The sequence below is a fragment of the Hyalangium ruber genome (assembly GCF_034259325.1).
Classification (GTDB): Bacteria; Myxococcota; Myxococcia; order Myxococcales; family Myxococcaceae; genus Hyalangium_A; species Hyalangium_A rubrum.
This window is the reverse complement of record NZ_JAXIVS010000006.1, coordinates 440,688-466,739: the sequence shown is the minus strand read 5'-3', so window position 1 is coordinate 466,739 and position 26,052 is coordinate 440,688. Positions and strand designations below refer to the sequence as shown.

Annotated in this window: 23 protein-coding genes; 10 read left to right on the top strand and 13 right to left on the bottom strand. The window is 69.2% G+C overall.

All coding sequences use genetic code 11. The features are described from left to right. Positions 1-4: 4 nt before the first annotated feature. Both SYV04_RS19995 and SYV04_RS19990 read right to left on the bottom strand, forming a co-directional pair. Positions 5-517: an FxsA family protein gene (locus tag SYV04_RS19995; protein WP_321547434.1), complete on the bottom strand. Its 513-nt coding sequence runs from the start codon at positions 515-517 to the stop codon at positions 5-7. Between the two features lie 59 nt (positions 518-576). Beyond that, positions 577-1,065 carry a hypothetical protein gene (locus tag SYV04_RS19990; RefSeq protein ID WP_321547433.1) on the bottom strand — a complete coding sequence of 163 codons (489 nt, stop codon included), beginning with the start codon at positions 1,063-1,065 and terminating at the stop codon, positions 577-579. A gap of 58 nt (positions 1,066-1,123) precedes the next feature. Here SYV04_RS19990 and SYV04_RS19985 point away from each other — a divergent pair, with 58 nt between their 5' ends. Genes SYV04_RS19985 through SYV04_RS19970 form a run of 4 tightly spaced genes read left to right on the top strand, consistent with a single transcriptional unit; the run spans position 1,124 to position 4,454 of the window. Then, a complete protein-coding gene (locus tag SYV04_RS19985; RefSeq protein WP_321547432.1) occupies positions 1,124-2,407 on the top strand; it encodes a class I SAM-dependent rRNA methyltransferase in 1,284 nt (427 codons plus the stop codon). A gap of 48 nt (positions 2,408-2,455) precedes the next feature. Further along, positions 2,456-2,941: a YkgJ family cysteine cluster protein gene (locus SYV04_RS19980; RefSeq protein WP_321547431.1), complete on the top strand. Its 486-nt coding sequence runs from the start codon at positions 2,456-2,458 to the stop codon at positions 2,939-2,941. Beyond that, positions 2,938-3,285 carry a hypothetical protein gene (locus tag SYV04_RS19975; protein WP_321547430.1) on the top strand — a complete coding sequence of 116 codons (348 nt, stop codon included), beginning with the start codon at positions 2,938-2,940 and terminating at the stop codon, positions 3,283-3,285. Before SYV04_RS19980 ends, SYV04_RS19975 begins: the two co-directional genes overlap by 4 nt. Beyond that, complete coding sequence (locus SYV04_RS19970; RefSeq protein ID WP_321547429.1) at positions 3,282-4,454, top strand: glycerate kinase; 1,173 nt, start codon at positions 3,282-3,284, stop codon at positions 4,452-4,454. Before SYV04_RS19975 ends, SYV04_RS19970 begins: the two co-directional genes overlap by 4 nt. A gap of 18 nt (positions 4,455-4,472) precedes the next feature. On the opposite strand, the gene SYV04_RS19965 is transcribed toward SYV04_RS19970, so the two are convergent. Then, complete coding sequence (locus SYV04_RS19965) at positions 4,473-5,444, bottom strand: nicotinamidase (protein WP_321547428.1); 972 nt, start codon at positions 5,442-5,444, stop codon at positions 4,473-4,475. A gap of 109 nt (positions 5,445-5,553) precedes the next feature. On the opposite strand from SYV04_RS19965, the gene SYV04_RS19960 reads away from it, so the two are divergent. Beyond that, the gene (locus SYV04_RS19960; RefSeq protein WP_321547427.1) at positions 5,554-6,429 is read left to right on the top strand and encodes an alpha-ketoglutarate-dependent dioxygenase AlkB; all 876 of its coding nucleotides are present in this window, start codon (positions 5,554-5,556) and stop codon (positions 6,427-6,429) included. Between the two features lies 1 nt (position 6,430). Here the strand turns inward: SYV04_RS19960 and SYV04_RS19955 are convergent, their stop codons facing one another. Then, the gene (locus tag SYV04_RS19955) at positions 6,431-7,876 is read right to left on the bottom strand and encodes a nicotinate phosphoribosyltransferase (protein WP_321547426.1); all 1,446 of its coding nucleotides are present in this window, start codon (positions 7,874-7,876) and stop codon (positions 6,431-6,433) included. A 102-nt stretch (positions 7,877-7,978) separates the two neighbouring features. Between SYV04_RS19955 and SYV04_RS19950 the strand changes: the two genes are divergently transcribed. Next, complete coding sequence (locus SYV04_RS19950) at positions 7,979-9,127, top strand: energy transducer TonB family protein (protein ID WP_321547425.1); 1,149 nt, start codon at positions 7,979-7,981, stop codon at positions 9,125-9,127. On the opposite strand, the gene SYV04_RS19945 is transcribed toward SYV04_RS19950, so the two are convergent. The 3 genes from SYV04_RS19945 to epmA are packed head-to-tail and all read right to left on the bottom strand — an operon-like array spanning position 9,110 to position 11,522. Beyond that, positions 9,110-9,790, bottom strand: a complete 681-nt coding sequence (locus tag SYV04_RS19945; RefSeq protein ID WP_321547424.1) for an inorganic pyrophosphatase — start codon at positions 9,788-9,790, stop codon at positions 9,110-9,112. The two genes, SYV04_RS19950 and SYV04_RS19945, sit on opposite strands and share 18 nt — an antisense overlap. Further along, entirely contained in the window at positions 9,787-10,521 is a 735-nt protein-coding gene (locus tag SYV04_RS19940; RefSeq protein ID WP_321547423.1) for a lysophospholipid acyltransferase family protein, read from the bottom strand. The genes SYV04_RS19945 and SYV04_RS19940 overlap by 4 nt, the downstream gene beginning before the upstream one ends. Further along, positions 10,518-11,522, bottom strand: a complete 1,005-nt coding sequence (gene epmA / locus SYV04_RS19935; RefSeq protein WP_321547422.1) for an EF-P lysine aminoacylase EpmA — start codon at positions 11,520-11,522, stop codon at positions 10,518-10,520. Before epmA ends, SYV04_RS19940 begins: the two co-directional genes overlap by 4 nt. A gap of 30 nt (positions 11,523-11,552) precedes the next feature. On the opposite strand from epmA, the gene SYV04_RS19930 reads away from it, so the two are divergent. The 4 genes from SYV04_RS19930 (at position 11,553) to SYV04_RS19915 (ending at position 17,436) form a co-directional block, all read left to right on the top strand. Further along, entirely contained in the window at positions 11,553-13,271 is a 1,719-nt protein-coding gene (locus tag SYV04_RS19930) for a chromosome segregation protein SMC (RefSeq protein WP_321547421.1), read from the top strand. 191 nt (positions 13,272-13,462) lie between these two features. Beyond that, positions 13,463-15,700 (top strand): tetratricopeptide repeat protein, encoded by a 2,238-nt coding sequence (locus tag SYV04_RS19925; protein WP_321547420.1) that lies wholly within the window; start codon positions 13,463-13,465, stop codon positions 15,698-15,700. Between the two features lie 47 nt (positions 15,701-15,747). After that, on the top strand, positions 15,748-16,140 hold the full coding sequence (locus SYV04_RS19920; RefSeq protein WP_321547419.1) for a DUF2914 domain-containing protein: 393 nt from the start codon (positions 15,748-15,750) through the stop codon (positions 16,138-16,140). A 27-nt stretch (positions 16,141-16,167) separates the two neighbouring features. Then, entirely contained in the window at positions 16,168-17,436 is a 1,269-nt protein-coding gene (locus SYV04_RS19915) for a glucan 1,4-alpha-maltotetraohydrolase domain-containing protein (RefSeq protein ID WP_321547418.1), read from the top strand. A gap of 15 nt (positions 17,437-17,451) precedes the next feature. On the opposite strand, the gene mtgA is transcribed toward SYV04_RS19915, so the two are convergent. The 6 genes from mtgA to SYV04_RS19885 form a co-directional block, all read right to left on the bottom strand. Beyond that, positions 17,452-18,309 (bottom strand): monofunctional biosynthetic peptidoglycan transglycosylase, encoded by an 858-nt coding sequence (mtgA, locus tag SYV04_RS19910; RefSeq protein ID WP_321547417.1) that lies wholly within the window; start codon positions 18,307-18,309, stop codon positions 17,452-17,454. 32 nt (positions 18,310-18,341) lie between these two features. Next, the gene (locus tag SYV04_RS19905) at positions 18,342-18,839 is read right to left on the bottom strand and encodes a response regulator (RefSeq protein WP_321547416.1); all 498 of its coding nucleotides are present in this window, start codon (positions 18,837-18,839) and stop codon (positions 18,342-18,344) included. Beyond that, complete coding sequence (locus tag SYV04_RS19900) at positions 18,832-21,096, bottom strand: ATP-binding protein (RefSeq protein ID WP_321547415.1); 2,265 nt, start codon at positions 21,094-21,096, stop codon at positions 18,832-18,834. Before SYV04_RS19900 ends, SYV04_RS19905 begins: the two co-directional genes overlap by 8 nt. A gap of 11 nt (positions 21,097-21,107) precedes the next feature. After that, positions 21,108-23,882 (bottom strand): YncE family protein, encoded by a 2,775-nt coding sequence (locus tag SYV04_RS19895; protein ID WP_422723952.1) that lies wholly within the window; start codon positions 23,880-23,882, stop codon positions 21,108-21,110. A 205-nt stretch (positions 23,883-24,087) separates the two neighbouring features. Further along, positions 24,088-24,786 carry a C40 family peptidase gene (locus SYV04_RS19890; protein ID WP_321547413.1) on the bottom strand — a complete coding sequence of 233 codons (699 nt, stop codon included), beginning with the start codon at positions 24,784-24,786 and terminating at the stop codon, positions 24,088-24,090. A 191-nt stretch (positions 24,787-24,977) separates the two neighbouring features. Further along, positions 24,978-26,033: an SPFH domain-containing protein gene (locus tag SYV04_RS19885; protein ID WP_321547412.1), complete on the bottom strand. Its 1,056-nt coding sequence runs from the start codon at positions 26,031-26,033 to the stop codon at positions 24,978-24,980. Between the last annotated feature and the right edge of the window lie 19 nt (positions 26,034-26,052).

Here is a 26,052-nt window from a genome sequence, read left to right as displayed (position 1 = left end):
GCCTTCAGCGCCCGGGCCCCTCGTCCGTGAACTCCGCATCCACCTCTCCCTGCGAGCGGCGAGAGGGCGGTGAAGCGCGGGAGAACGGCTCCCCCGAGGAGCCCATGCCCGGGAAGCCTCCCCAGCCAAAGGAGCCGACCCGGAGCGTGCCCGCCTGCATCCGGCGATCGAGCGCGCGCCGCAGCCGGGCGGCGATGAACCGCCGGGCCGGAGGAAGGAGCAGCAGGAACCCCACCGCGTCGGTGAGGACGCCCGGAGTAATGAGCAGCACGCCGCCCACGAGGACGAGGGCGCCGTGCAGGATGCCCTCCTCGGGGAGGCGCCCCTGGGCCACCGCCCCCTGCCAGCTTCGCAGGACGCGCCGGCCCTCTCGCTTGGCGAGCCAGGCGCCGAGCAGACCGCTCGCGACCACCATCCCCAAGGTTGGAAGCACGCCTACCTGCCGGCCGATCCCGATGAGGAGATACAACTCCACGAACGGCACCACCGTGAATGCGAGAAAGAGGTACCTGGCCACGACTCCTCCCTAACACCCCGCCCCGGCCTTTTCCTCGCTTCTGGAGGACTCCGTGCGTCTCAGCCGCCCAACTGGCTGATGAGCCCGTTCACCACCAGGTACAGGACGATGAGGAAGCCGACGATGCCCAGCAGCACCTTGCCGCCCGTCGGGAACCCCTCGGGCTGGGCGGCGTAGCTGGCGGACACCGCCTCGGACAGGCCCATCATCTCGCCCGCGTAGCGCGCGGTGCGCAGGTACTGCTCCGCCACCGAGCCGCTGTCGTTGGCGGTCAGCGGGCGCCCGAGCTGCGGATCCACCAGGCGGACCTCGGCGGCCTGGGCCAGCGTGGCGGCCTCCTCCACCGCCTCGCGCATCAGCTCCGTCCGGTCCGAGAGCGGCACCCGCACCTCGGTGGCGACGACCTGGCCGTTCTCGCGCAGCTCGCCCACCTCCACGTCCCCGTTCTTGAGGCGCCAGACGCGCATGCCATCCGGCCGCGCGGTCGCCCCCCGCTCCACGAGCAGGGCATCCACCCGGGAGCTGTCATAAGGCGTCCCGGGAACCATTGTCTGAAGGAGCAGCTCGTATCTCACGCGGGTTGGCAGTATACGCCGCGCCACGACCATGCCCACCACGCCCGGACACAAGAAGGGAAGGCCCTCGCGCCCACAGCCCGGCCGAGGCCGACCACACCGCCCGGAGACCCCGGCCCCCGACCGCACCGCGCCCGAGCTCGGGCCCGACGGCCTGCCCCAGGTCTCCCTGCTGCGCCGCGGCGTGGAGCGCTGGCAGGGCGGCCACCCGTGGATCTACCGCGCCGACCTCAACGGAGACCCGGGCCTGGCCGGAGGCGAGGTGGTGCGCGTCACCGACAGCCGGGGCTGGTTCCTCGGCAAGGCCTTCTACTCCCGGCAGTCGAAGATCTCCCTGCGCTGGCTCAGCTACGAGGATGTGCCGGTGGACGCGGACTTCTTCCGCCAGCGGCTCGCGGCGGCCGACGCGCTGCGGCGCAAGGCGCTGCCCGGAGAGCACACCTACCGGCTCGTCCACGGCGAGGCGGACCAGCTCCCCGGGCTCGTGGTGGACCGCTACGGTGACTACCTGAGCGCGCAGTTCCTCGTGCCGGCCATGGAGTCGCGCAAGGAGCTCATCGCGGACCTGCTCACCGAGCTGTTCAAGCCCAAGGGCATCGTCAACCGCTCGGACGTGGGCGTGCGCGCCCTGGAGGGCCTGCCGTCGGAGAAGGGCCTGCTGCGCGGCCAGCTCCCCGGCCCCATCTCCTTCGACGAGGGGCTGGTGCGCATGAAGGCCGACCTGCTCGAGGGACAGAAGACGGGCGCCTTCCTCGACCAGCGGGAGAATCACGTCATGGCGGCGCAGTACGCCCATGGCGAGGCGCTGGACTGCTTCTCCTATGTAGGAGGCTTCGCGCTCCAGCTGGCCACGCGCGCCCAGCGCGTCACCGCCGTGGAGATTTCGGACGCGGCCGCCGCCCAGCTTCGCGACAACGCCGCCGCCAACCGCCTCACCAACCTGGACGTGGTGGTGGCCAACGCCTTCGACTTCCTGAGAGACGCGGTGGACGAGGGGCGGCGCTTCGACACCATCGTCCTGGACCCGCCCTCCTTCGCGAAGAACAAGGACGCGGTGGAGGCCGCCGTGCGCGGGTACAAGGAGATCAACCTGCGCGCCATGCAGCTGCTGCGGCCCGGGGGCTACCTCATCTCCGCCAGCTGCACCTACCACGTGAACGAGCAGGCCTTCGAGGACATGCTGGCCTCGGCTGCCGCGGATGCGCGCCGACGCGTGCAGATCATCGAGCGCCGGGGAGCAGGCAAGGATCACCCGGTACTCTTGAATTTGCGGGAAACGCGCTACCTGAAGTGCTTCGTCCTGCGAGTTCTCTGAGAGAGGTGGTTCGACCGCGGCCCCCTCGTTGTGAGAAAAAGGCCCTGGATGCAAGAGCGGGACTGGGACGACGAGGACGAGGCCCCACAGGCCAGCGAGATCGCGGAGGCGCGGGCGCTGCGGGAGCTGAGGGTCATCTACCAGCGAGCCGACACGGCCTACGCCCCCTTCTCCTGCCCCGCCAGCGGTGAGTGTTGCCAGCTGGCGCGGACCCAGCGCCAGCCCTGGCTGTGGCACCCGGAGTGGCAGCTGCTCGCGAGCCGCCACGGCCTCCCCCCTCCCCGCGACGATGGCGCCTGCCCGTACCTGGATGGGGCAGGCAAGCGGTGTACCGTCTACGCGGACCGGCCCTTCGGCTGCCGCACCTTCTTCTGCGAGCGCATCCGAGGCCCTGCTCGCCAGCCCGCGGAGGCCGTGGACACGCTCCTGCGGCGGCTGGAGGCGGTCTCCCAGCGCGTGCGGCCCCACCTCAAGAGTCCACGCCCTCTGCTGGAATGGCACGCGGAGGCCCTGTCCCTGGAGGAACGACGATGAAGCTCCACTGGAAACGCGGGCTGCTCGTGGTGCTGCTGGCGCTCGGGGCTGGCTGCAGGGGTGGCGGCTCGGGAGAGGTGGCCGAGGCCCTCATCAACTCGACGATCGCGGTGGCGTCCTCGGGCGTCTCGCGCGCCCAGGGCGGCTGCTACGCGGCCTGCCCGCCGGGGACTCACTGCGATCCGAACACCGGTTACTGCGTCACCCTGCCCTGCCGTGGGCAGTGCAAAGCCCACGAGCAGTGCGTGGAAGAAGGACTCCAGAGCAAGTGCGTCGCCCTCTCGCTGCCGGGCGGCAACGTCACCATCGAACCTCCAACTCAGGAAGCGAAGAACGAACCGTGAACCTCCGCTGGCTGATCGCTCCCCAGGAGTTCAAAGGCACCCTCACCGCCTCCGAAGCCGCTGAGGCCCTACGAGCCGGGTTGAAAGAGGCAGCCCCCGAGGTCCACCTGGATGTAGCGCCGCTGGCGGATGGAGGGCCCGGCACGGTGGAGGCGATGCTGGCGGGAGCTCCGGGTGAGCGGCGAGTGCTCACCGTGCAGGGGCCGCTGGGTGAGCCCGTCGAGGCGGCCTATGCCGTGCTGGACTCCGGGCAGACGGCGATCATCGAGATGGCGGCGGCCTCGGGGCTGTCGCTGCAGAAGCCGGACGCGCGGGACGTGCGGCGGGCCTCCTCCTACGGCACGGGCGAGCTGATCCGAGCGGCGCTGGAGGCGGGCTGCACCAAGCTCATCGTCGGACTGGGCGGCAGCGCGACGAACGATGGGGGCACCGGAGCGCTCTCGGCGCTGGGCTACCGCTTCCTCGACTCCGAGGGCCAGGAGTTGCCCCCCGGTGGCCTGGCGCTGCGACGCCTGGCGCGGGTGGATGCCAGTGGACGGCACCCTCGGCTCACCCAGGTGGAGCTGCTGGCGGCCACGGACGTGACGGCGCCGCTGCTGGGGCCCAATGGGGCCTCGCGGCTCTTCGGTCCTCAGAAGGGCGCCGATCCGGCGGCGGTAGAGGAGTTGGAGGAGGCGCTGGGGTACTTCGCGCGGGGCCTGGGGCCGGAGTTCATCCGGGTGCCCGGTTCGGGCGCGGCGGGGGGCCTGGGGTTCGGGCTCGCGGTGCTGGCGGGGGCCAGCATCATGTCGGGGTATTCGCTGGTGTCCCAGGCGCTCCAGCTCCCACGGCGCGTGGCGGTGGCGGACGTGGTGCTCACGGGCGAGGGGCGGTTCGATCGGCAGACGGCGCTGGGCAAGGGGCCGGCCGCGCTGGCGCGCACCAGCCGCGAGCTGGGGCGAATCGTGGTGCTCTTCGCGGGCTCGGTGGTTCGCGAGGAGGGGGTGGAGACCTCGCTGTTCCACCAGGTCATCGACGTGGGTACGCCCGCGCTCGACAAGGTCGCCGCCACGCAGGCGCTGCGGGAGGCGGCGGTGCGCTGGGCCACCGAGGCCCGGAGCATGGCGCCTCCAGACAGCCGGGAGCACACACGCCGGGACGGGCAGCTGGTCGGCTCGGGCACCATGTAGGGCGCCCGGGCCCGAGGCTCACGGCTCGAGCGGATCCGTGGTGCGCACCACGCGCATGCCCGCCTTCTGGAACTCGCGCAGGGCCTCGTCCGCCACGCGCGGGAAGTCGAGCGAGGGCGGCAGCGGCTCCAACGGCGGCGCGGGCACGGAGCTCATCGCGTCCTCGAGGATGCAGACGCGGCCCATCTTCGAGGGGTCCGTCCGCTCGATGTGCTGGCGCAGGTCCATCAGCGTGGAGAGCACGCAGTGGGACTTGGCCTGGCCGAAGACGTACACGCGGTCGAAAGACATGAGGTGCTCGAAGAGGCGCGCGTTGAATTCACCGACCTTCTGGCCGCGCACCTCCGTCACCTCGGGGGAGAGCACCGAGTAGTTCTCCGTGAGCGGGTGCTCGCCCTTGAGCTCGAACCAGGTGGGCGTATCCCGCGCGAGCGCGTGGAAGAGGCTCGCCTCGTACATGGCGGGGACGAGCGGGTGGCTCAGGCCTCCGAGCAGCGCATGGAACGGCCACACGGTGAGGATGTACTTGCCGTTGGACTCCAGGCGCTCGCAGTAGGCGAGGCTCTCTTCCGGGTGGCGGGTGGGCCTCCAGCGGCCGGCGCGAATGTCCTCGGCGGTGATGGGGGTGAGCGGCGGCGGCGGGCGTCCCCCGACGTCCTGCCACCACGCGGGGTGGAAGATCTGGAAGGCGCGGTGGGTGTCGAGCGAGAAGACGAGCTCGGTGACGCGCTCGAGGTTCGCGTAGAGCCAGCGCAGGGTGCGTTGGGTGTCCTCGACGGCGCCGGGGACGAAGAGGCTGGCGCCAGGGGTGCAGAAGGCCACCTGCACGTCGATGCCGAAAGCGGCGATGCGCACCCGGTCCTCGCGCGCGGGGCGGATGCGGTGCTCGGCGGCGTAGCGGCAGGCCTCCTCGGAGACCTCGGCGGCGCGCTCCAGGTAGAGCTGCCCGATGCGGGCATCCTCATGGAAACGGGGAGTCGGCAGTGGCATGCGACCGCATCATAAGCGGCCAGGCGGGCGGGGGAATCTCCCCCCAAGCGTCCGGGGGTGAAAAGGTGGCCTGTAGCGGCAGGGCGCGCTGTGGTAGTCGCACGAGGCCATGGCTCCTCCTCCTCGTCGCGGCGGCATGCTGGCCTCCAAGGCCCGCCAGCGCACGCCGGGCCACCACTACAACGCCAGCTTCCTCTCGGCGGCCGACCGCTCGGAGATCCTCCAGTGGCTCTCGACGCTGAAGCCGCTGTGGGAGGAGCGCTATTCGAAGCACTTCCCTCCTCCTCCGGGACAAGAGCAGCGCCGGCTGCTGCGCCCGGTGTACTGGCTGGGCAACTGGCAGTTCGCGTGCCTCGACTACTACCGCCCTCCCAAGGGGGTGAAGGACCGATGCGTGCGGGCGGAGCCGTTTCCGCCGGTGCTCGAGCGCCAGGTGAAGAAGGTGGAAGAGCTGGCGCGCCGGATGTTCCGGGGCCCGGACATGCCCACCGGCTGGCACCTCAACACCTGCTTGGTGAACTTCTACGGCAACCGCCTGGAGGATGGGCGCTGGGTGGACACGGCGCGCGTGGGCGAGCACAAGGACTTCGAGCCGGGGCCGGTGGCCTCACTGTCACTGGGTGAGCGGGCTCTGATCCAGTTCGTCACCTCCACCCGCCCGGGCGAGCGGGACGAGATCGTGCTCGAGCAGTGGCTGGATGACGGCTCCTTGCAGCTCTTCGGTGGGGCGCGGTGGAAGGAGCAGACCTTCCACCGGGTGCAGCGGGTGGACACCCGGGCGGGACACAAGATGCCGCCCGAGCTGCCCGACTTTCAGACGCGGCGGGTGAACCTCACCTTTCGCTACGTGCCGGACCAGCACGTAACGCCCTTCGCACAGTTGTCAGCCGAGGCGCGCGAGGACGTGCGCCCCTACATGCGGACACTGGCCCAGGGCAGCGCCTTCTTCCGCGCGGAGCTGGAGCGAGAGAAGCCAGCTCCGTGACTCACCGCGCCGCAGGGAAGTGCTTTCGGCGCAGCTCGTCGACCAGGGACTGGGTCGCTGGCGTATAGGCCACGCGCACATCCTTGGCGTCCGTGTGGTGCGTGGCCACGAACGAGGGCGCCTCCGCGGCGCTATCCGTCAGCTGGAAGTACCCGTCGGGCGGCGCCTCTCCCTCCTGTCCGATGAGCCCGATGGGCCCATTGCCATGGCGACGCCGGAAGAGCACGGGCGAGCCCGGAACGCTCTGCTTACCCTCGGCCAGCTCGTTGCCGAACTTCATCGTGGGCGTGTGACCCGTGAGCGACAGCTTGTACACCGCCGCCACCCGGTCCCGCGTCAGCGGGCACTCCATGGTGCGCGCGACGATGTGCCCACCGTAGCCATAGAACTGCGCCGAGGGCTGCCAGCCCACCTGGCGCCGCAGCTCCTCGAACTCCCGGGTGGCCTGCGCGTCCAGCCCGTCCTCGAGGATGTTCACCGGGTGGATGCCGATGTCGCGCGCCATCGTCACCGCATAGAGGTACTGCAGCTTCTTGTTCCCCGAGTCGAAGCGAATCGAGTCCTTCGCGCCCGGCTCCTCGCGGATGAGCCGGTAGGCCGTGGGCAGGCCCGAGGTGAGCGTGTCGTAGGTGTCCAGCAGGTAGCTGGAACGCTGCGGCCGGCGCTCCCGCATCGCGCGGAAGGCCGCCTCGTCCGAGCCATAGCGCTGGATGTGCTCGTGCCCCATCGTCCCCACCGGGATCATCCCCAGCTTGCGAGCCCCCTCCACGTTGCTGGTACGCTCGACCCCCGCGTCCTTGCAGGCGCGCAGGGCCAGCTCGTGCTGCTCCAGGCAGGTGGCGGCGCGCAGGCCCACCTCGAAGATGCGGCTCGGGTCCTCGACGATCTCCACCAGCTCGCGCACCTGCGCGCGGACCCGCTGGGAGTAGCCCTCTGAGTCCACCCGAATGGGCACCGCCTTGACGCCCACGGAGTCCAACGTCTCCAGGGCAATGCGCTTCTGCTCCTCGCAGGTGACGACGGCCAGGGCGCGCGCCAGCTCCTCACGGTCCGCCAGCGCCTGGGTGGCCACCTGGATGCGGAAGTTGAGCTGGAGCAGCAGCGGCTCCAGCCAGGACACCATGGCCGAGGTCCCCGTCACCGTGAACACCGGCTCCCGCTGATAGAAGAGCGCACCTCGGGGAACGGCGTGGATGACGAGGCGATCCTTGCGGAGCATGGCCGCCTTGAAGCCGACGCCCATCTCGTAATCATGGCGGCCGAGGAACTCGTAGTCCTCTGGCTTGGGGTCGGGCAGCAGGCCGCGAATGAAGGCCGCGAGGTCCAGCGGCATCACCTGCAGGCCGCCCTTGCGGTGCGTGTAGTAGAAGGTCTCCCGGCGCAGGGGCCAGCCCGCCTCTGCCATGCTGAACTTGTAGCCATCCGTCGCGAGCAGCGAGATCGCCATTAAGGTATCTGCCTCCAGGCTGCGGAGACTATCAGGCGTCCGGCATGAGGCCGATGGCCTGATGAGCGCCGGGAGCCCATCCGCGATTAAATGGAGGCCTCCATGTCTCCGGCCCCTCCCCGCCGCCTGCTGCTCGCGCTCGCCCTCAGCCTGGGCGTGCATGCACTCGTGTGGCTGGTATTGGCGGCCCGAGCCCGTGACTCCGCCGAGCAGCGCCCGCCTCCGCCCACGCCGGTGACCCTCGAATATGTGGAGGTAGAGGTCCCACCTCCCGCCGCGAAGCCCCCTGAGCCTCCTGCTCCGCCCCCCACCCCGCTGCCACCCCGAGCGCCGCGACCCACGCCCAAGCCGGCCCCTCCTCCCGAGGCAACGGCCCAGGCCCCCACGCCTCCCGCTCCCGCCACCGACGTTCCCCGAACGGACATGCCTCTCGCGGCGGATACACCCCGCGCCCCGGGCCTCCGCCTCACCCCTTCGCCGAACCTCGCGCCTCCGCTCTCGCTCACGCCGGGCGGAGAGGTGGCCGTGGCGCCCGAGGATTCGGGAGGCCCCAAGGGACTTCCCTCCCAGTCCGCGGAGCGCATCGTCAGCAACCTGGCCCTGGAGAGCCTCGGCAAGGGCAAGGTGGAGCGCGGCCTGGTACACCCCTACTTCAGTCAGCTCGGCAAGAGCCTGCTGAACTCCTGGGACGCCGAGCGCGCCGTCTCCTCCCAGGGCATGAAGGGCTTCCTGGAGCAGGCCCAGGAGAACAGCAAGGCCTGGAATGGAATCTGGCGCGAGCGTGCCGCCGCCTATGGCTCCTCGGGCTCGCCCATCAACGCGGACGCTCCCGTGCAGAACGACCGAGGCCCGCCCGGAGGAGACCCCAACCTCGAGGCCCGCCGGGCCATGAAGCGGCAGATGCGCGAGGAGTTCCGCGCCACCCGCCGCGCCACCATCCGCGTGGTGCAGGACGCACAGGGCAAGCTCCTGGAGGTGACGCTCGTCTCCCCCAGCAACAACGCCCAGGTGGACCGCGAGGCCCTCAAGGACGTGCGCGCCGCCGCCGAGCAGCTCCCGCCCCCGCCCGCCGAGGCCCTCGCCGGCCGCCAGACGCTCACCAGCCTCTGGCAGTTCGAGCTGATCATCTCCATCACCCCGCCCGTGCCCACCCTCAGCTTCGAGTTCGACGAAGCCCTGAAGTTCGTCGACATGCGGCTGCCGCTGGACCGCCGCATCTACAAGCGCGTGCGGCTACTTTCGGTTCAGTGAACGCTTGCGCCGGGGCTTGCTCGCCCGGGGCGTCGCGCTCCCATAGAGGCCCTGGTAGTCCTTCATGCTGCGGCGGATGACCTCGAGCGCCTCGGGCCGGTCATACACCTCGGCGATCTCCACCTTGCGCTTCCCCTCACCCGGAATCTGCTTGTACGTGAGGAAGTAGTGCTTGAGCCGGTCCACCATCGCGCGCGGCGCCTGCGCCATGTGGACGATCTCCCCGTAGGCCAGGTCCGACTCCAGCACCGCGAGGATCTTGTCGTCCGCCTCGTTGCCATCCACCATCCGGAAGCCGCCAATCGGCACCGCGCGCACCAGCAGGTTGCCGCTGGTGATGACCTTCTCGGTCAGCACACAGATGTCCATCGGGTCCCCGTCGCCCTGGATGTCCTTGAGGCCCGTGCGCTCGGCGGCGCGCTTCGCCACCTGCGTGCCGCAGAACGTGCGCGGGATGAAGCCATACGGCGTGGGGCACTGGCTGGAGAACTGCTGGGGCCGGTCCAGCCGCAGGATGCCCGTCTCCTTGTCCAGCTCGTACTTCACCGCGTCCGTGGGCACCAACTCGATGAACGCGGTGACGGTGGCCGGCGCGTCCTCGCCGGGATCCACGCCGTGCCACGGGTGGGCCTGGAACGAATGCTGCGGGGCCTTCTTCTTCATGGCTTGTCTCCCGAGAGCTCGCACGCCTCGGCGTAGAGCCGGGCCACGGTCTGCTCCAATTGGTGGGTCAGCGCCTCGCGGTCATCCAGCGTGAGGCCCTGCGTGTGGATGGGCTCGCCTACCACCAGGGCCGCCTTCTGCCCATAACGAATGGCCAGGCTCCCCTTGGGCAGGATGTTCCGCGTGCCCGATACCGCCATGGGCACGATGGGCACACCGGCCTGGATGCCGAACACCGCCGCGCCCTTCTTGAACGGCTTGAGCTTCCCGTCCGAGTTGCGCGTGCCCTCGGGGAAGAACATGACGCTCACCCGCTCGCGCACCGCCACCACCGCCTCCGACAGCCGGCTCTTGTCCGACTCGCTCCCGTCCCGGTCCACGGGGATGTTGCCCGCAAGCCGCATCGTCGTGCCGAACACGGGCACCTTGAACAGCTCGCGCTTGGCCACCCAGCGCGTGTGCTTCCGCACGTGCGCGAAGAAGAGGATGACGTCGTAGTTCGACTGGTGGTTGCACACGAAGACGACGTTGCCCTCGGGCAGGTGCTCCAGGCCCTTCGAGGTGTGGGTCGCCCCCGCGGCCCGCATCATCCCCCGGCCCCAGTGGTACAGCAGCCCGTCCGCGTCGCGCGGGCTGCGCAGCGACAACAGCGACGTCATCGGCGAGGTGAAGGCCGTCAGGCTCAGCGCGGCGGTGTCCGCCCACGCGGTCTTGAGGAAGTTGGGAATCACACGAACTCGTGGGCAGGAAAGAGGAGGACGTCGGTGATGCTCTCAGCCCCCATCAGGAGCATGAGGATCCGGTCGAGCCCCACGGCGATGCCCGCCGAGGGAGGCATGCGGCCCACCGCCTCGAGGAAGCGCTCATCCAGCGGGTACACGGTCCGGCCCAGCTGGCGCCGCAGGGTCTGCTCCTCTAAGAGACGGGTGCGCTGCTCCACCGGGTCCGTCAGCTCCGAGAAGCCGTTGGCCAGCTCCAGCCCCTTGGCGTACAGCTCCACGCGCTCGGCCACCGCCGGCTCCCCCGGCTTCAGCCGCGACAGCGCCGCCATGGAGGCCGGGTACTCGATGAGGAAGGTGGGCCGCTCGTGCCCCAACCCCCGCTCCACCCGCTGCAGGAACAGGTGGAAGAAGACGTCGTCGAAGCTCGTCGCGTCTCCGGTGCGCACCCCGATCGCCTCGGCGGCGCGCTTGAGGGACGGGCCATCCGCGCAGACGCGCAGGTCCACCCCCGTGGCCCGCAGCACCGCGTCCCGCACCGTGAGCCGTTCGTAGGGCAGCCGGGTGAAGAAGGCCGGGTCCGCTCCGGGCTCGCCAGCCGTCGCCTTGCGCCCCGCCTCCGCCAGCGCCTGCTCCAAGTCCTCCATGATGGCGTGGTAGTCCGCGTTCGGCCGGTAGAACTCCAGCATCGTGAACTCGGGGTTGTGCGTGGGCGACACCTCCCCGTTGCGGAAGACCTTGCAGATTTGGAACAGCGGCCCCGCGCCCTCGGCCAGCAGGCGCTTCATGGCGTACTCGGGGCTGGTGTGCAGGTAGAGCGGGCGGGCCTGCCCCACGTCCGTCTCCGGCACGAAGGGCGCCTCGAAGGCGGTGATGTGCGGCTCCATGCCGGGGGTGGGCACCAGCAGGGGGGTCTCCACCTCCAGGTATCCCTGGCCGGCGAAGAATCCCCGGAGCGCACTGTAGAGGGCCTGGCGGCCCGTGGCCGCCCGCCAACGGACTTGATTGGGCATGGGCTCACAGGAAGTTACATTGCCCCCCACATGCACCCAAGGGTCCTTCTCTTCCTCGCTGTTGCCTTTTGCATCAGCGCCTGTCCCAAGGCGCCTCCCCCCCTGCCGGCGGCCGCGCCCACCGAGCAGCAGCGCCTCGTCAACGAGGTGAAGGGGCTCGCCGAGCAGGCCCAGGCCCTGCTCGAGACGCAGAACCGCCTCATCTGGGAGCACTGGACGGAAGGCAAGCCGGTGAACATCGCCGCCACCTACACGGGCACCGAGTCGCTCTTCTCCGTGGAGAACATCCGGAAGATGGACCGGCTGCGCCAGCTCACCCAGGACGCGCGCGAGCTGCGCGCCCTCACCGCGCTCCAGTCCCACTTCGCCGGCGAGTACCTGGCCCAGCAGCTCGCCGAGTACAACGACGCCATCGCCAACCTGGAGGCCTCACTCACCTTCAGCGTGGACGGGCGCGAGGTGCGCTACCGGGATTTGGAGCGCCTGCTGGCCAACGAGAAGAGCGCGGTGAAGCGGCGCGCCCTCTACGCCGCCGCCGTGCCCGCCATCGAACGGCTCAGCCAGTCGCTGCGCCGCCGCGAGGAGCGCACCGAGGAGCTAGTGAAGGAGCTGGGCTATGCCTCCTACGAGGCCTTCAGCAGCGAGCTGCGCCAGACGGACCTGAGCCGGCTGAGCCTCCTGGCCGAGGAGATCCTCCAGGCCACCCAGGAGCCCTACCGCGTCGTCATGGAGCGTCTGGCGCAGCGCGAGCTGGCCCTGCCCTTCGCCTCGCTCACCCGCGCCGACATCCCCCGGCTGTTCCGCTCGCGCGAGGTGGAGGACGCCTTCCCCAAGGAGGAGTCGCTCCTGCGCGCGCACGCCTCGGTGCAGGGCCTGGGCATCGACCTGACGGAGATGCCCAACATCTATATCGATGCGAGGGATCTGCCGCGCAAGAACCCGCGCCCGCTCACCCTGGCCATCGAGGTGCCCAAGGACGTGCGGCTGTCGGTGAAGCCCGCCTCGGGGGTGCTGCATCAGGCGCGTGTGCTGCACGAGTACGGGCACGCGCTGCACTACGGCTTCACCCGCGAGCAGCGCTTCGAGCTGGCCCGGCTGGGCAACCCCACCGTGGGCGAGGCGTACTCGGCGCTCTTCGAGGACCTGCTGGAGGACCCGGTGTGGCTGGAGGAGCACGCGGGGGTGCGCGGGGACCAGCGCGCGCAGTACCTGGCGGCCTCCAGCGCCCACAAGCTGTTCCTCATTCGACGCGCCGCCGGGCGGCTGCTGTACCAGCTCGGGGTACACCGCGAGGGCACCGACGCGAAGGAGCTCTACCGCGCCATCATGGAGCGCACCGACGCCATGCCGATGACGCCCGAGGACACGGCGCGCTACCTGGTGGACCAGGAGGACTTCTTCCAGTCCGCGGACAACTTCCGGGGGTGGTTCCTCGCCGGCCAACTCCAGGGCCAGCTCAAGGCCCGCTTCGGCCCGGCGTGGTGGCGCAGCCCGGAGGCGGGCGCCTTCCTCAAGGGGCTGTGGGCGCAGGGCAACGCCCTGTCCGCCCGAGAGGTCGCGGAGGCCATCGGAGAGCGGGGCATCGCTCCGGACGTGCTCCTGCTGCGCCTGGGCACCACGCTCCAGGTCCCCATCACCCTGGACGCGCAGACGACGGAGGAGCCACCCGCTCCTCCCGCTCCGGCTCCCGCTCCCGCCCCTCCCCCTGAGGCGCCGGCTCCCAGCAGCACTCCCGACGCGGGGACCTGACCCCTTTCGGGCCCAGGGCTCCGCTCCGATTCGAGGGCCTCCCGACGGCGGTCCGAACAAACCTGTCTGATGTCAGACAGGTTCAGCCAGAGCCCGCCCGGGGCGGCCCCTCCCGCCTTGCTCGCCCTCCTGCCCCGAGCGACGCCCCGGGGGCTTGTGCTGATCCCCCCGACTGCGTGTTCAATAATGGGATGATGGAGCAATCCCGGCCATTGGACCCAGGCGGGCCTCAGGAGCAGGCCTTCCCCTCCGTGCTGGCCGCCAGCATGGACCCCAGCGGGCTCATGGAGCGGGCTCCGGCGCTCGCCACGCTGCTGCCGGACGAGCCCCTCTCCTCCGCGCTCTCCCGGGGAGACACATTGGCCGTGCGCGCCGTGCTCACTGCCCGCCTGGGCCGGGAGCCTCGGGGTGAGGCACGTGACACCCTCCAGGCCCTGCTCGCCAACCGCGCCCTCTTCGCCGTGGCCGAGCCCGCCCCATGGCTCGGCTCCGTGCTGGGGACGGGCGTCTCGCTCCTGGGCGCGCCTCCCTCCGGGGAGCCGAAGGCCCCGTTCATCGCCACCCGCGTCGTTCGCCTCCTCGGGGTGCCACTCTGGCCGCTGAGCCAGCACCTCGCCCAACGGAACCGCGAAGGGACACCGCAGGTGCTGGGCCGTGTGCCCCGCGCTTCGGCACTCGGAGCCGTGCGGTGGGCCGTGGCCACCGGGGCCGTGGCCCTGACGTTCGCGGGGCTCGGCCTGGGCGTCTTCTCCCTGGGCCAGCGCGAGGTGCTGCTGGTCAACGGCTTCTCTCGGCCCGTGGAGGTGGTCCTGGACGGAGAGCGCCAGCAGCTCGAGCCCGACGTGCTGGTGAAGAAGCAGGTGTTCCGTCTCTGGGGTCCCCTGTCCGTCTCCGCTTCCTGGCCGGGCCAGTCCAAGCCCTTCGAGGTGTACTCCCTGGAGGCCGCCCCCCGCTCCATCTACAACGTGCTGGGCGCCAGCTCGCTGGCGGTGCTCAACGCGGCGGGGAGCTCCCTGGCGCTCGCCGATGCGCCGGAGGGCTCCACGGGAAGCCTCGACGCCCATCAGACGCTGGAGCCACGCCCCGGAGGCTGGGAGCGCCAGCTCCGAGACCACCTCCAGGCGGGGCGGTGGAAGAAGGCCGGGGAGCTCGCCGCGCGCATCAGCCTGGTGGACCCCACCGCCTCGAAGGCCCGGGAGGAGGCCGCGCGCAACCTGTGGCGGACCGCACCGGAGCAGGCCGTGACCTTCGTCCAGCGGCTCGTCGAGACGTACCCGGATGAATTCGCCGCGCACCAGCTCGCCCAGGAAGTGCTCCTCGCCGCGGGCAAGGGGCAGCAGGCACGCGAGAACGCCGCCGCCCTGCTGCGCAAGCACCCGGACTCCATGGATGTAGCCCTCCTGTCCATCCGCGCCCAGGAGCCCGCGGACCGCGAGAACGCCTACGGCGCCGTGCTGTCCCGCACTCCGCTGTCCGCCCAGGCTCTTCGCGCCCTCGCCCGCGTCCGCCTCGCCGAGGGCTTTCCCCAGCATGCGCTGACACTGCTCGACCAGGCGCGGGATGAGAGCGCCGAATCCTCGGTGGAGGACCTGGATCTGCGCGTGCGCGTGCTGCTCTCCCTCCGGGAGATCGAGCAGGCCACCCAGGCAGTCGTCCAGTTCGCGCAGGCCCCCGAGCACCGAAGCTGGGAGCTGGCGCTGCTGGCAGGTCGCCTGTCACGCGTGGTCGGCCCGGAGCACACCCCCTACATCTCGCGCAAGCTGCTGCCCCCCAAGCGCTCCTCCCCGGAGGACTTGAGCCTCTTCACCCTCCTCACCCACGAGCGGGGCCTGGGAGACCCGGAGATCAAGGCCATCTCGGACGCCAACACCCGCACGCTGCTCGAGCTCACCCAGGCCACCCGTGAGAACCTGAAACAGGCCGCGAGGCTGGTCTCCAAGGCGAACGACGCGGTGCTGGGTCAGCTCGACCCAGGCGCCGCGGCGCTGCTCGCCCTGGAGCTCGCATGGCAGGGAGAGCCAAAGGAAGCGGACCGCGTCTTCGGCTCACAACTGGCGCTGTTGCTGGCCCGCGCGCCGCTGGAGGCCTACGCCCTGCGCGGAGAGGTGACGGAGCGCTTGAAGACGCTCCCGCCGGAGATGCTCGCGGCCGCCTACCTCATCCGAGGCCGGGTCGAGCCCGCTGAGAAGGAGCGCGAGACCCAACACGCCCGATCGACGGACGTACTGGGAGGCTTCGCGCTCCAATCCCTCGACCGCTACATCACTGGGCGTACGCCCTTCCCGATCATGCTGTGCGGCACCTCGATGCGCCGGATGAGGCAGCAGCCCACCCCCACCACCGAGTCCCATCGCGGCCCTCCACCCATCACCCAGCGAACAGCAGCAGAACCTGCTCAGGAGGCCCTGCCCCGCCCCTGGCTGCGGTGACAGGCAGGGGTGGTAGCGTGCGCGGCTCCCCCACCGAGGAGACACGCATGCCCAAGACTGCCTGGAAGTTCCTGCTGCCGATGATGCTGCTGGCCACCACCGCCTTCGCTCAGGCCAAGGCCGAGCTGAAGCTCGGCACCGGTGTCGAGAAGTACGAGGTCGTCGGCACCTCCGACACCTTCAAGGTGGCCCCGGACACCCGCATCTACGCCGCAACCCGCATCTCCGGCGTGGAGAACGACAAGGTGACGATGGTCTTCTTGAAGGACGGCAAGGAGGCCTCCAAGGTCGAGCTGAAGGTCCCCCGCACGCCCTACCGCACCCATGGCTACAAGACGATGCGCGCGGGCGACAGCGGCGCCTGGACGGTGAAGGTCCTGGGTCCGGACGGCACCGAACTCGGCTCCTCCAACTTCCAGGTGGAAGTCTCCGGCTCGTAAGCGCCCCCAGGACTCAGGAGACACACCATGGGGAAGCAACTCTCGAAGCACCTGCGCATCCTGACGGGCCTGCTGGCGCTCGTCCTCATCGCCCCGCTGTCCAGCGCGGGCGTCCTCGACGGCAACAGCAGCGACGTCATGCTGCAGGGCTTCCACTGGCGCTCCCAGGAGACGAAGCCCTGGTGGGGCGTCATCCGCAACAACGCGACGAACATCAAGAACGCCGGCTTCACCATGGTGTGGCTGCCTCCGGCCAGCGACTCCGCCGCCGTGGAGGGCTACCTGCCCCGGCAGCTCAACGTGTTCAACAGCGCCTACGGCAGCGAGGCGGACCTGAAGTCGGCCATCGCCGCGCTGCACTCCAACGGGGTGAAGGCCATCGCGGACGTGGTGGTCAACCACCGCGTGGGCACCAGCAACTGGGCCGACTTCACCAACCCCACCTGGGGCGCCGACTCGGTGTGCCAGGGTGACGAGTGGACGGACGCCACGGGCGCGGCGGACACCGGCAGCGGCTTCAACGCCGGGCGCGACATCGACCACACCAAGGCCTACGTGCGGACGAGCCTCACCACCTGGCTCAATTACAAGAAGAACACCCTGGGCTACGACGGCTGGCGCTGGGACTACGTGAAGGGCTTTGGCGGCTCGTACGTGGGCACCTACGTGGGCGCCACCGCTCCTTACTTCTCGGTGGGCGAGCTGTGGACGGACCTCAACCTCAATGACGTGAACCCGCACCGCCAGCTCATCATGAACTGGATCGACGCCACCGCGGGGCGCTCGGGCGCCTTCGACTTCACCACCAAGGGCATCCTCCAGCAGGCGGTGCAGTACAACGAGTTCTGGCGGCTGCGTGACAGCGAGGGCAAGCCCCAGGGCGCCATCGGTTGGTGGCCGGCCAAGTCCGTCACCTTCATCGACAACCACGACACGGGCCCCAGCACCCCCAGCGGCGGGCAGAACCACTGGCCCTTCCCCAGCGACAAGGTGCTCCAGGGCTACGCCTACATCCTGTCCCACCCGGGCATCCCCACCGTGTACTGGGTGCATTACTTCGACTGGGGCACCGCCAACCAGAACGCCATCAAGGCGCTCATCACCGCCCGGAAGAACGCGGGCGTCACCAGCACCTCGACGGTGAGCATCCAGGTGGCCGACACCTCCAAGTACGCCGCCATCATCACCGGCAACACCAAGAAGCTGGCGGTGAAGATCGGCCCGAACTCCTGGTCTCCCGGCACCGGTTGGACGCTGGTCACCTCCGGCACCAACTACGCCGTCTGGACGCAGTAGCACCGCCTCCCAGGCTCAGGCGCCGTCCCCGTCGTCCGCGTCCTCGGCCGCCGATTTGGCGCCGAGGATCCGGTCGATGTCGGCCCGGGCCGCCTGAGCCTGCTCGGAGGAGATGCGCCTGACGGCCTGCATCTGCTCGACGATCCAGTGGGCGCGCCGCTTGAGCGCCTTCGAGCCCGAGGAGGGAGAGCGCTTCCTCGGCGCCGGCAGCATCGCCGCGAGGATGGCGCCCTGCGCCACCGTCAGGCTCACGGCCGACACGCCGAAGTGCTCACGAGCGCCGGCTTCGATGCCGTACACCCCGTTTCCCCACTCCACCACGTTCAGGTACAGCGCGAGGATGCGGTTCTTCGGCAGCGCCTCTTCCAGGCGATGGGCCAGCACCAGCTCCTTCGCCTTGCGCAGGAGGCTGCGGTCCGTCGACAGCCACAGGTTCTTGGCGAGCTGCTGGGTGATGGTGGAGGCGCCCCGGCCCAGCTTGCCCTTGCGGACCGCCTCCTCCAGGGCCTTCTCCAGCTCCACCTTGTCCACGCCCTCGTGGAGGTAGAAGCTCGCGTCCTCCGAGAGCAGCACCGCGTCGATGGCGTGCTTGGACACGCTCGACAGCCCGACCCAGGACTGCCGGCGCCGCGGCTTGCGTCCCTCGGCGCGAGCCTCTTCCGCCCGCTGCTCGATGAGCGCCGTGGTCTCCGGGTTCTGCTTCAGCAGCGGCTCGGCGCTCGGGAGTCTCAGATACTCGAAGGCGAGGAAGCCCAGCAGCCCCAGCAGCGCGAGCCAGAACAGCCGGCGCAGGGACCACCGCCCCTTCGTCGCCTTCATGACGCGGACCCGCTGGCTCTTGGTGCCTGCCTTCGATACGTGCGTGCTGCCCATGCGGGCCCCTCTACCTCAAAGTCGCGGCGCGGTCAGTCCAGGGAGATGACGCCGTGGGGCTCGGTGAGGGTGACCACCAGCTGGTACAGCTCCTTCTGGTTGAAGGGCTTCCTCAGCTCGATCAATTGCTGGGGCCAGCCCAGCTCCCGGACGATCTCCTCCCAGGAATAGTCGGAGTAGGCCGAGCACAGCACGATGGGCAACGAGGGAGCCACCTCCAGCAGGCGCTGCAGCGTCTCGAAGCCGTTCCAGCCCGGCGGCATGCGGTAGTCCAACAAGACCAGCGCGTACGGACGGCCAGCGGCCAGGGCCTGCCGCACCTTCTCGAGCCCCTCCTGTCCCTGGTAGGCCGAGTCCAGCTCGAAGACATGTCGAGAGGGGCTCTTGCTGGGCGCCAGGGGACCGAAGATCTCCTCCTCCAGCTCCTCCAGCTCCTCCTTCCCCCCGGGCGGCTGGGGGCAGAGGATCCGCGCGACATCCTGGTGGATGGCCTCGGAGTCGTCGATGACCAGGATGCGCCGCTTACGCATTCGCTTGCTCACTCCGGTGCTCGGGGGCGGAGGGCAGCTCCAGGGTGAACGTGGCCCCTTTGCCCGGCCCATCGCTGTGCGCCAGGAGCGAGCCGCCCAGCTCCTGGGCCGCCAGGGCGCTGGAGTGCAGGCCGAAGCCGTGGCCCTCCTGGCGGGTGGTGAACCCATATTGGAAGATGCGGGTGAGCATCTCCGGCGCGATGCCCATGCCGTTGTCCCGAACCTCGATGCGGATGCGATCGTCACCGGTAGGCGTCAGCGCCACGGTCAGCAGCCGCTCGTCCTCGGATACGGAGTCCATCGCATACTTGGCATTGCTGATCAGGTTGACCAGGATCATCAGCACCTTGTGCTTCTCAGTCAGCACGGGCGGCACGTTCACCAAATCGCGCGCCACCTTAACAGAGTGACGGCCGAGCGCTGCCTGGTTGATGCGCAGCGCATCCTCCACCAGCTCCGACAGCAGCACGGGCTCGACGAGCCGCTGAGGCACCCGGGCGTACTGCTGCTGCAGCTTGACGATGGCGCCGATGTGCTCGGTGTGCCGGCCGACATCGCCGAGCAGTATCTGGATCTCCTGGCGCTCGACCTGCATGAACTTCGCCAGCCGGCTCAGGAAGGAGAGCGACTTGCGCCCGCGCTCGTCCTGCGTGAGGAAGGTCACGAGATCGCCCTGGTGCTCGTCGAACAGGCTCGCCACGCGCTCCACGCTGTCGATCTTCAGCGCGGCCAGCCGCTCCGCGGCGATCTGCGCCGAGGTGTGAACGCTGTTGAGCACGTTGCCGACGTTGTGCAGCACGTTGGTGGCGATCTCCGCCCGGCCCACCTGCCGCGCTGTCTCCAAGAGCTGCTTGTGGACCTGCTGGAGCTCCTGGGTGCGCTCCTCCACCCGCTGCTCCAGCCCCTCGTTGGCCTGCCGCAGCGCCTCCTCGCGCCGCTGGACCTCCCCGGCCATCAGCTGGAAGGAGCGCGCCAGCTGCCCCAGCTCGTCGCCGCGCCGGGTGTCCAGCCCGACCTTGAAGTCGCCGGCCGCCACCTGCGCCGTGGCCTGGGTGAAGGAGAGCAGCGGGCGGGTGATCTGCTGCCTCAGCACCCAGTACATGATGGCGAGCTCCAACAGGAGCGAGGCCACGCCGAACGCCAGCACATAGCGCGCCGCCTCGAATGCGGCCGAGGACACCACCTGCTCGGGCAGCACCGTGACGAAGATCCAGTCCGGGCCCTCCAGGTGTGCCACGGCCAGGTACTCGCCATGCTCGGAGAGCTCCAGCACGGGCTGGTCGAGAGGCGCGGCCTTGACCCGCTCGAAGATGTCGCGCAGGTGGGTTCGCTGCGCGGGGGTGCCCACCTGGGCGGCGGCCTCGTCCGGATTCGTGGCGGCCTCCACGATGTTGTAGGTGCCCGCCCCGCTCTTCACCCGCAGCTCGGGGTGGGCGATGAGCTGACCATCGCCGCGGAAGAGGATGTTGTACGTCCCGGGGATGGTGTTCTCCCGGGTGCGGCGCATCAAGTCATCCAGCAGCACGTCATGGGAGACGGTCGCCACATGGCGGCCATCCATGTCCAGCGGGGTGGCGACCGTGACCAGCCAGGTCTGGCTGGTCGTGTCCTCGTAGATGCCGGTCCAGGCGGACTCCCGCCGTGGGTTGTTCTCGGGCGTGGAGATGGTGAAGTACTCCAGGGGCGCGACCGAGAAGGTGGCCTCCACGTCCTGGAACCAGGTGGCTCCCTCGGGCCAGTACCCCACCAGCGCGCCCTCCGGCAGCATGACGCCGGTGTTCATGAAGCGGACGTGGAAGGCGGGCCCGTACTGGGAGATCACCTCGTAGGAGGCGACGAGCCGGCGACGGAAGTCGATGTCGTCCTTCACCCCCTTGGGGACGATGACGCCCGGCATCTTCGTGCCATCGAAGCCCCGAGGGTTGTTGCGGATCGACCCATCCGGCAGATGCGCGAACCAGGCTTCGAAGCGCTCCGTGGGGTCTCTCTGGCTCCAGGCGCGGAAGTGCTCCTCTACCTCCTTCTTGAGGACCGCGTGGTTGTCCTCCGCCAGCACGAAGATGGCCTCTTCGCGCTGGCTGCGCCCGGCGGCGCTCCGCTCGATCTGCAGCAGCGCCTCCGAGCGGAAGGAGGTGAGGATGTGGAGGTAGCTGAAGAGGGTGGTCAGGGCGATGACCACCGCGATGCGCACCCCCATCTTGATGAGGGTGGACCGCGCCAGGGAAGAGGGTGCCCGGGGAGACGAAGCTGGCTGCATGGCCATCAACTTCAGGGGGTACTGAGAGGATCTGCCGGGTTGCTCCCCGCCGCGCGCTCGTCACCATCGAGGAAGCCGTCGAGGTCGCGGTCGATGCCGATGCGGCGGCCCGTGCCCGGAGGCGCGCAGGTGTACGTCAGCACACCGCCCCCCGAGATGACCGCCGCGCGCAGGGCGATGTCGTGGAGGTTGGGCAGGGCCTGCCGGTCCCTCGCGAACTGCCCTCCTCCCGCGTAGAGGAAGCCCACCTCCAGGAGCGCGATCCGGCCCTTCGCCACCAGCTCGCACTCCCCGGCCTCCGCGCGCGCCCTCAAGAGGTTGATGCGCGGGCCCGCCACCGCGTGGTTGGAGGCCGTGAGGGTCACCTGCTGGCCGACGATGGGCGCCAGGTTGGTGTCGAAGGCGAACATGAACTCCTCCATGTCCCGCTTCGCCTTGTCACCCTCGGGCGTGTTCGGAATGCCCACGGGGTTGAAGATCGGGTGCGCGTCGAAGCCGCTGTTGAAGAGGAACAGCGTGGGGATGGCGCCATCGCTGTTGAAGCCGATGCCGCGCACCTGGTCTCCCATGAACGGATCAGGCTCGACAACGCCGAAGGCGAAGCCGGCGCCGAACATGCCGACCTTCTGGTACATGTTGCGCAGGTGGGGGACCTTGGGGAACAGCGGCTCGGCGTCGAAGGACGAGAGGCCGTCGGTTCCGAAGAAGCCCTTGAAGAGGCCCTCCTGCGGGTTGGCGTTGGGGTCCAGCCGGTGGCAGGCCTCGCACGAGCCCTGGAAGAAGCTGGTGACGTTGACGAAGAAGTCCTTGCCCGCCTGCTGGTTCGGCGTGAGCGAGTTGTCCAGGTTGCGGATGGGGTTGGGCGGGTAGACGACCTGGAGGATGAAGTCGCTGAACTTCTGCATCTCCGCGGGGCTGAGCTGCGCGCTGCGCCCGAGCAGATCCATGAACGCCGGGTTGAACTGCTTGAAGGCCGCGACTTCATCGAACGCGCCGGAGTTGGGCTGAGCGTTCGAGGCGTCGTAGCCCCCGTTGCGGTCTCCGCGCCAATGCATCGGCCCGTGGTTCGCCATGCCGCGCAGGCTCTGGGTCGACAGCGGCCCCTTGAGCGGGTGGAAGTCGGTGTTCTGGCCGAAGGTGGGATCCGGACCGAACTCGGGGAGCACCGGCACGATGGGGCTCGGGTTGGTCTTCACGCGGCCATCCGGGTTGCCCAGGTCCCACGTGATGCTGTCGAAGTCGCCGAAGATGTGACAGCTGCCGCAGGACGAGTCGCCGTGGCTCGAGCTGGTGCGCGCGTCGTAGAGGAAGGGACGGCCCTGCACCACGCTCGGCGGCTCGGGGTTGTACATCGGCAGGTGGGCAATCTCCTGGCGTGTGGCGGTGTTGACGACGGAGATGGCGTTGTCGAAGCGCGTCAGCACATACATGCGCCCGCGCGCCTCATCCAACACCATGCCGGTGGGGCCGCCGCCGCTCAGCGGAATCTGGTTCGTCGTGCTGGGCACGAACGTGTCGGCCTCGAGCGCGGCGGTGGAGTAGATGCCAACCTTCGAAGAGCCGAACGCGGCCACGTACAGGGTGGCGCCGTTGGAGCTCACCGCCATGCCGAGCGGCTGCGCCAGGCTCCTCTCGCTCTCGGGGTTGGGGGTCGGCGCGCAACAGGAGTTGTAGTCGATGTGCTTGTTGAGGTGCCGGGGCGCGACGCCCGAGGGGCTCAGCACGGTGATGCGGCTCTCGTGCAGGTGCCCCCGGAGGGTGGTGCCGGCGAAGGTGCCAGGCCCCTCGAAGCGCAGATCATTCCGGGCCTCGGTGTTGCTCACGTACACCTTCCCGTTCACCGGGTTGACGGCCATGTTGAACAGGATGGTGCCCACATCGGTGTAGAAGCCGGAGTTGCCCGCGAGCTGCGCCGGCGGGTTGGCCACGGCGTCGATGACGAACACGTCCTTGTCCGGCAGCGAGAAGCGGACCTTGTCCGTCCACGGGCGGTTGAGCACGTCCACCCAGTCCTGGCCGTTGAAGCGGACGATGACGCTGACCTCGGTGCCCGGCACGCCCTCGAAGTTGGTGTTCGGCCCCGGAACGCCGCCTACCGCCTCGCCGCCATTGGGCACGAGGCTCTCATGCACCACCGTGCTGCGGTTGCCGGAGTGGAACGCGGCCGCGTAGACGCGCGAGCCATCGGGCGTCACCGCCAGCGCGCGCGGGGTGTCGCTGAAGAGGGTGATGATGTTGAGCGGGTTGCCCCCGAGCGAGCTGCCCAGGTTGTTCGCATCGAAGACCCAGACGTCGGCCCGGCCCACGCCCGGCGTGGTGAGCTGCGGATCAAAGGGGGCGTTCTGCCCGCGGTGGGCCGCGGTGATGAAGGCGCGGCTCTTGCCCGGCCCGGCGAAGACGACGTCTCGCGGCTCATCGCCCACGAGCAGGGTCCGCACCACGGTGCCGTGAAAGCCCAGCGGCCCGAGCTTCACGACGCTCACGCTGTCGGACAGGTGATTGACGACCCAGACCTCGTCGTTGCTCCGCGCCGAGACCGCGACGGGCTCGAGGCCCACGGGTACCGAGGAGCGGTGGATGAGGCCGCTGGAGCCGACCTGGAAGATCTCCAAGCGGTTGTCCGGCGTGTTGACGGCGAAGAGGAGCTGACCGTTCGGAGAGAGCGCCAGCGGGCGGACCTGCCCACTCTCGAAGAGCACATACGGCGCCGCGGACGCCTCACCTCCAGCGACGAGCCCCGCGAGCAGCAACGCGGCGAGGATTGCTCTCGAAAGGTGACGGTACACTTCCCTGCCCCTGGCACTCATGGTGTCTCCCTCGAAGTCGCGCGCCGTTCGTTCTCATTGAGTCAAACGAAGGACCACGGATCTTCGGAGATCGTGAGCTTAGGAACGTTTCATTGTAAATGTGATATTTTGGGCAGGGTCAAAACGGACAGGGCCCCTGCTGCGTCGCAGCAGGAGCCCCGGGCGTGTAGCAACAGGAGTGATATCAGCCGCGATACTGGTGCACGGACATGATGGGGTAGTTCATCGACGAGATGGTGATGCGCTGCGAACCATCCGAGTTCACGTTGTTGGAGCCGATGAACTGGGGCTTGCCGTCCTTCCAGCCGGCGAACATCACCACGTGCTGACCGCCCGGCGTCTTCATGCTCACCACGTCGCCCGGCTTGGCCTGGCTCAGGTCCACGCGCTGGAAGTTCGGGTCACGGTCCAGGTTGGCCTGAAGGCCCATCACCGAGTTGTGGTGCTGGCCGTTGGTGATCATCCCCGCCTGCTCCAGGCACGCGGAGACGAAGTTGGCGCAGTTGACGTTGTTGGGGACCCAGTCCTCCATGTCCGCGCCCACGCCGCTGCCCTCGAGCTTCAGTGAGCCGGCGTTCTTGTTCAGGTGCTGCTGGGCGATCTCGAAGGGGTTGCCGCGCGGGCCGTTCACGCCGCCGGTGGCGCCCGTGGGAGCGCTGGGGCCCGAGGCCTGCGAGGGCCCGCCAGTCAGCGACGGGCCGTTGCTGCCGCTCGTGCCCGGCACGAACTCGTCGCGCGAGCCCGGGATGTTCAGCGACTTGCCCGAGTAGATCAGATCGGCGTTCTTGATCTCCGGGTTGGCCTTCATCAGCTCGCTCACCGAGGTCTTGTACTGCTGAGCGATGCGGGAGAGGGTGTCGCCGGACTTGATCTGGTAGTTCATGGGGGCCGTTCCGAAGAGAGAGCGTTGAAGCTTTCGTACGGATTCTCGAAACCTGAGTCCCACCAGTTGCGTATACGGGTGTTTTTTCCCCACATTTTCCGCGGGGTCACCCCTGACCCGAAACGACAGAGGCCCTCACCGCACTCACGGTGAAGGCCTCCGGGCTCTCGCGGGTGGAGAGGGTCAGCGGGCTAGAGCAGCTTCATCAGCTCCGCGCGCTTGGCGTTGTACTCGTCGTCGGAGAGGACGCCCGCCTTGTGCAGCTCGTGCAGTTCCTTGAGGCGCTGCGCCGGGGTGCGCGTGTCGCCGCCGCCAGCGGGAGCGGGCTCGGCCGCCGGCGCCGGGGGACGCTGCTGCTGCATCTGCTGGTTCTGGTTCATGAACATCTGGGCCATGCCCATGCCCATGCCCATGCCCATGCCCTGCAGCGCGCCGTCGGTGCCGCCACCGCCCTTGGCCATGCCCTCGGAGGCGCCCAGCATCGCCTGGCCCTGCGCGTACTGCTGGAAGCCGCCCGCCATGCGCGAGTAGGCCGCGTCCTTGGAGAACTTCTTCAGCGTCGCCTCGTCCTCCTCCTTGATGCTCACATGGAAGTTGCCCATGCGCACCACGGTGAGGCCGTAGTTGTCCACGTGCGGCTTGAGGCCGGTGAGCACCTCGGCTTCGATCTCCTCGGTGTACGCGCCGCTCGTCACGTCCAGCAGCGGCCAGCGCTTCTTCACCAGCAGCTCGGCGATGCGGTCGCGCATCACCTTGAGGACCTGGTTCTTGAACCAGCCCAGGAAGTCGTCGTTGCTGGAGCGGCCCATGCCTACCAGGCCCACCACCAGCTTCTCCGGCTCGGTGACGCGGATGGAGAAGTCGCCGTACACCATGGTGCCGATGCCCAGGCCCGTCTCCGGGTCGCGCACGTCACCGATGGGGCCGCCGAACTTCACGCCCGGGTGCTCGCGCGTGGAGACGAAGAAGACCTCGGAGATGAAGAGGTTGCCGCCGGTGAACTTCTCCAGCAGGCGGGAGAGGAACGGGATGTTGCTGGTGTCCAGCGTGTGCCGCCCGGGCCCGAGCTTGCCCTCGACCTTGCCGTCCTTGACGAAGAGAGCGATCTCGTCGGCATCGACAGTGAGCTGGGTGAGCATCCGGATGTTCTTCTCCGGATACTTGTAGATGATCTCACCCTTGGCTTCGTCCGCGCGGGCAATGAAGTTGCGCTTGGCTTCGCCTTTGATCGTGTCGAAAAGACCCATCGTATTCGCTTCGCCTCCG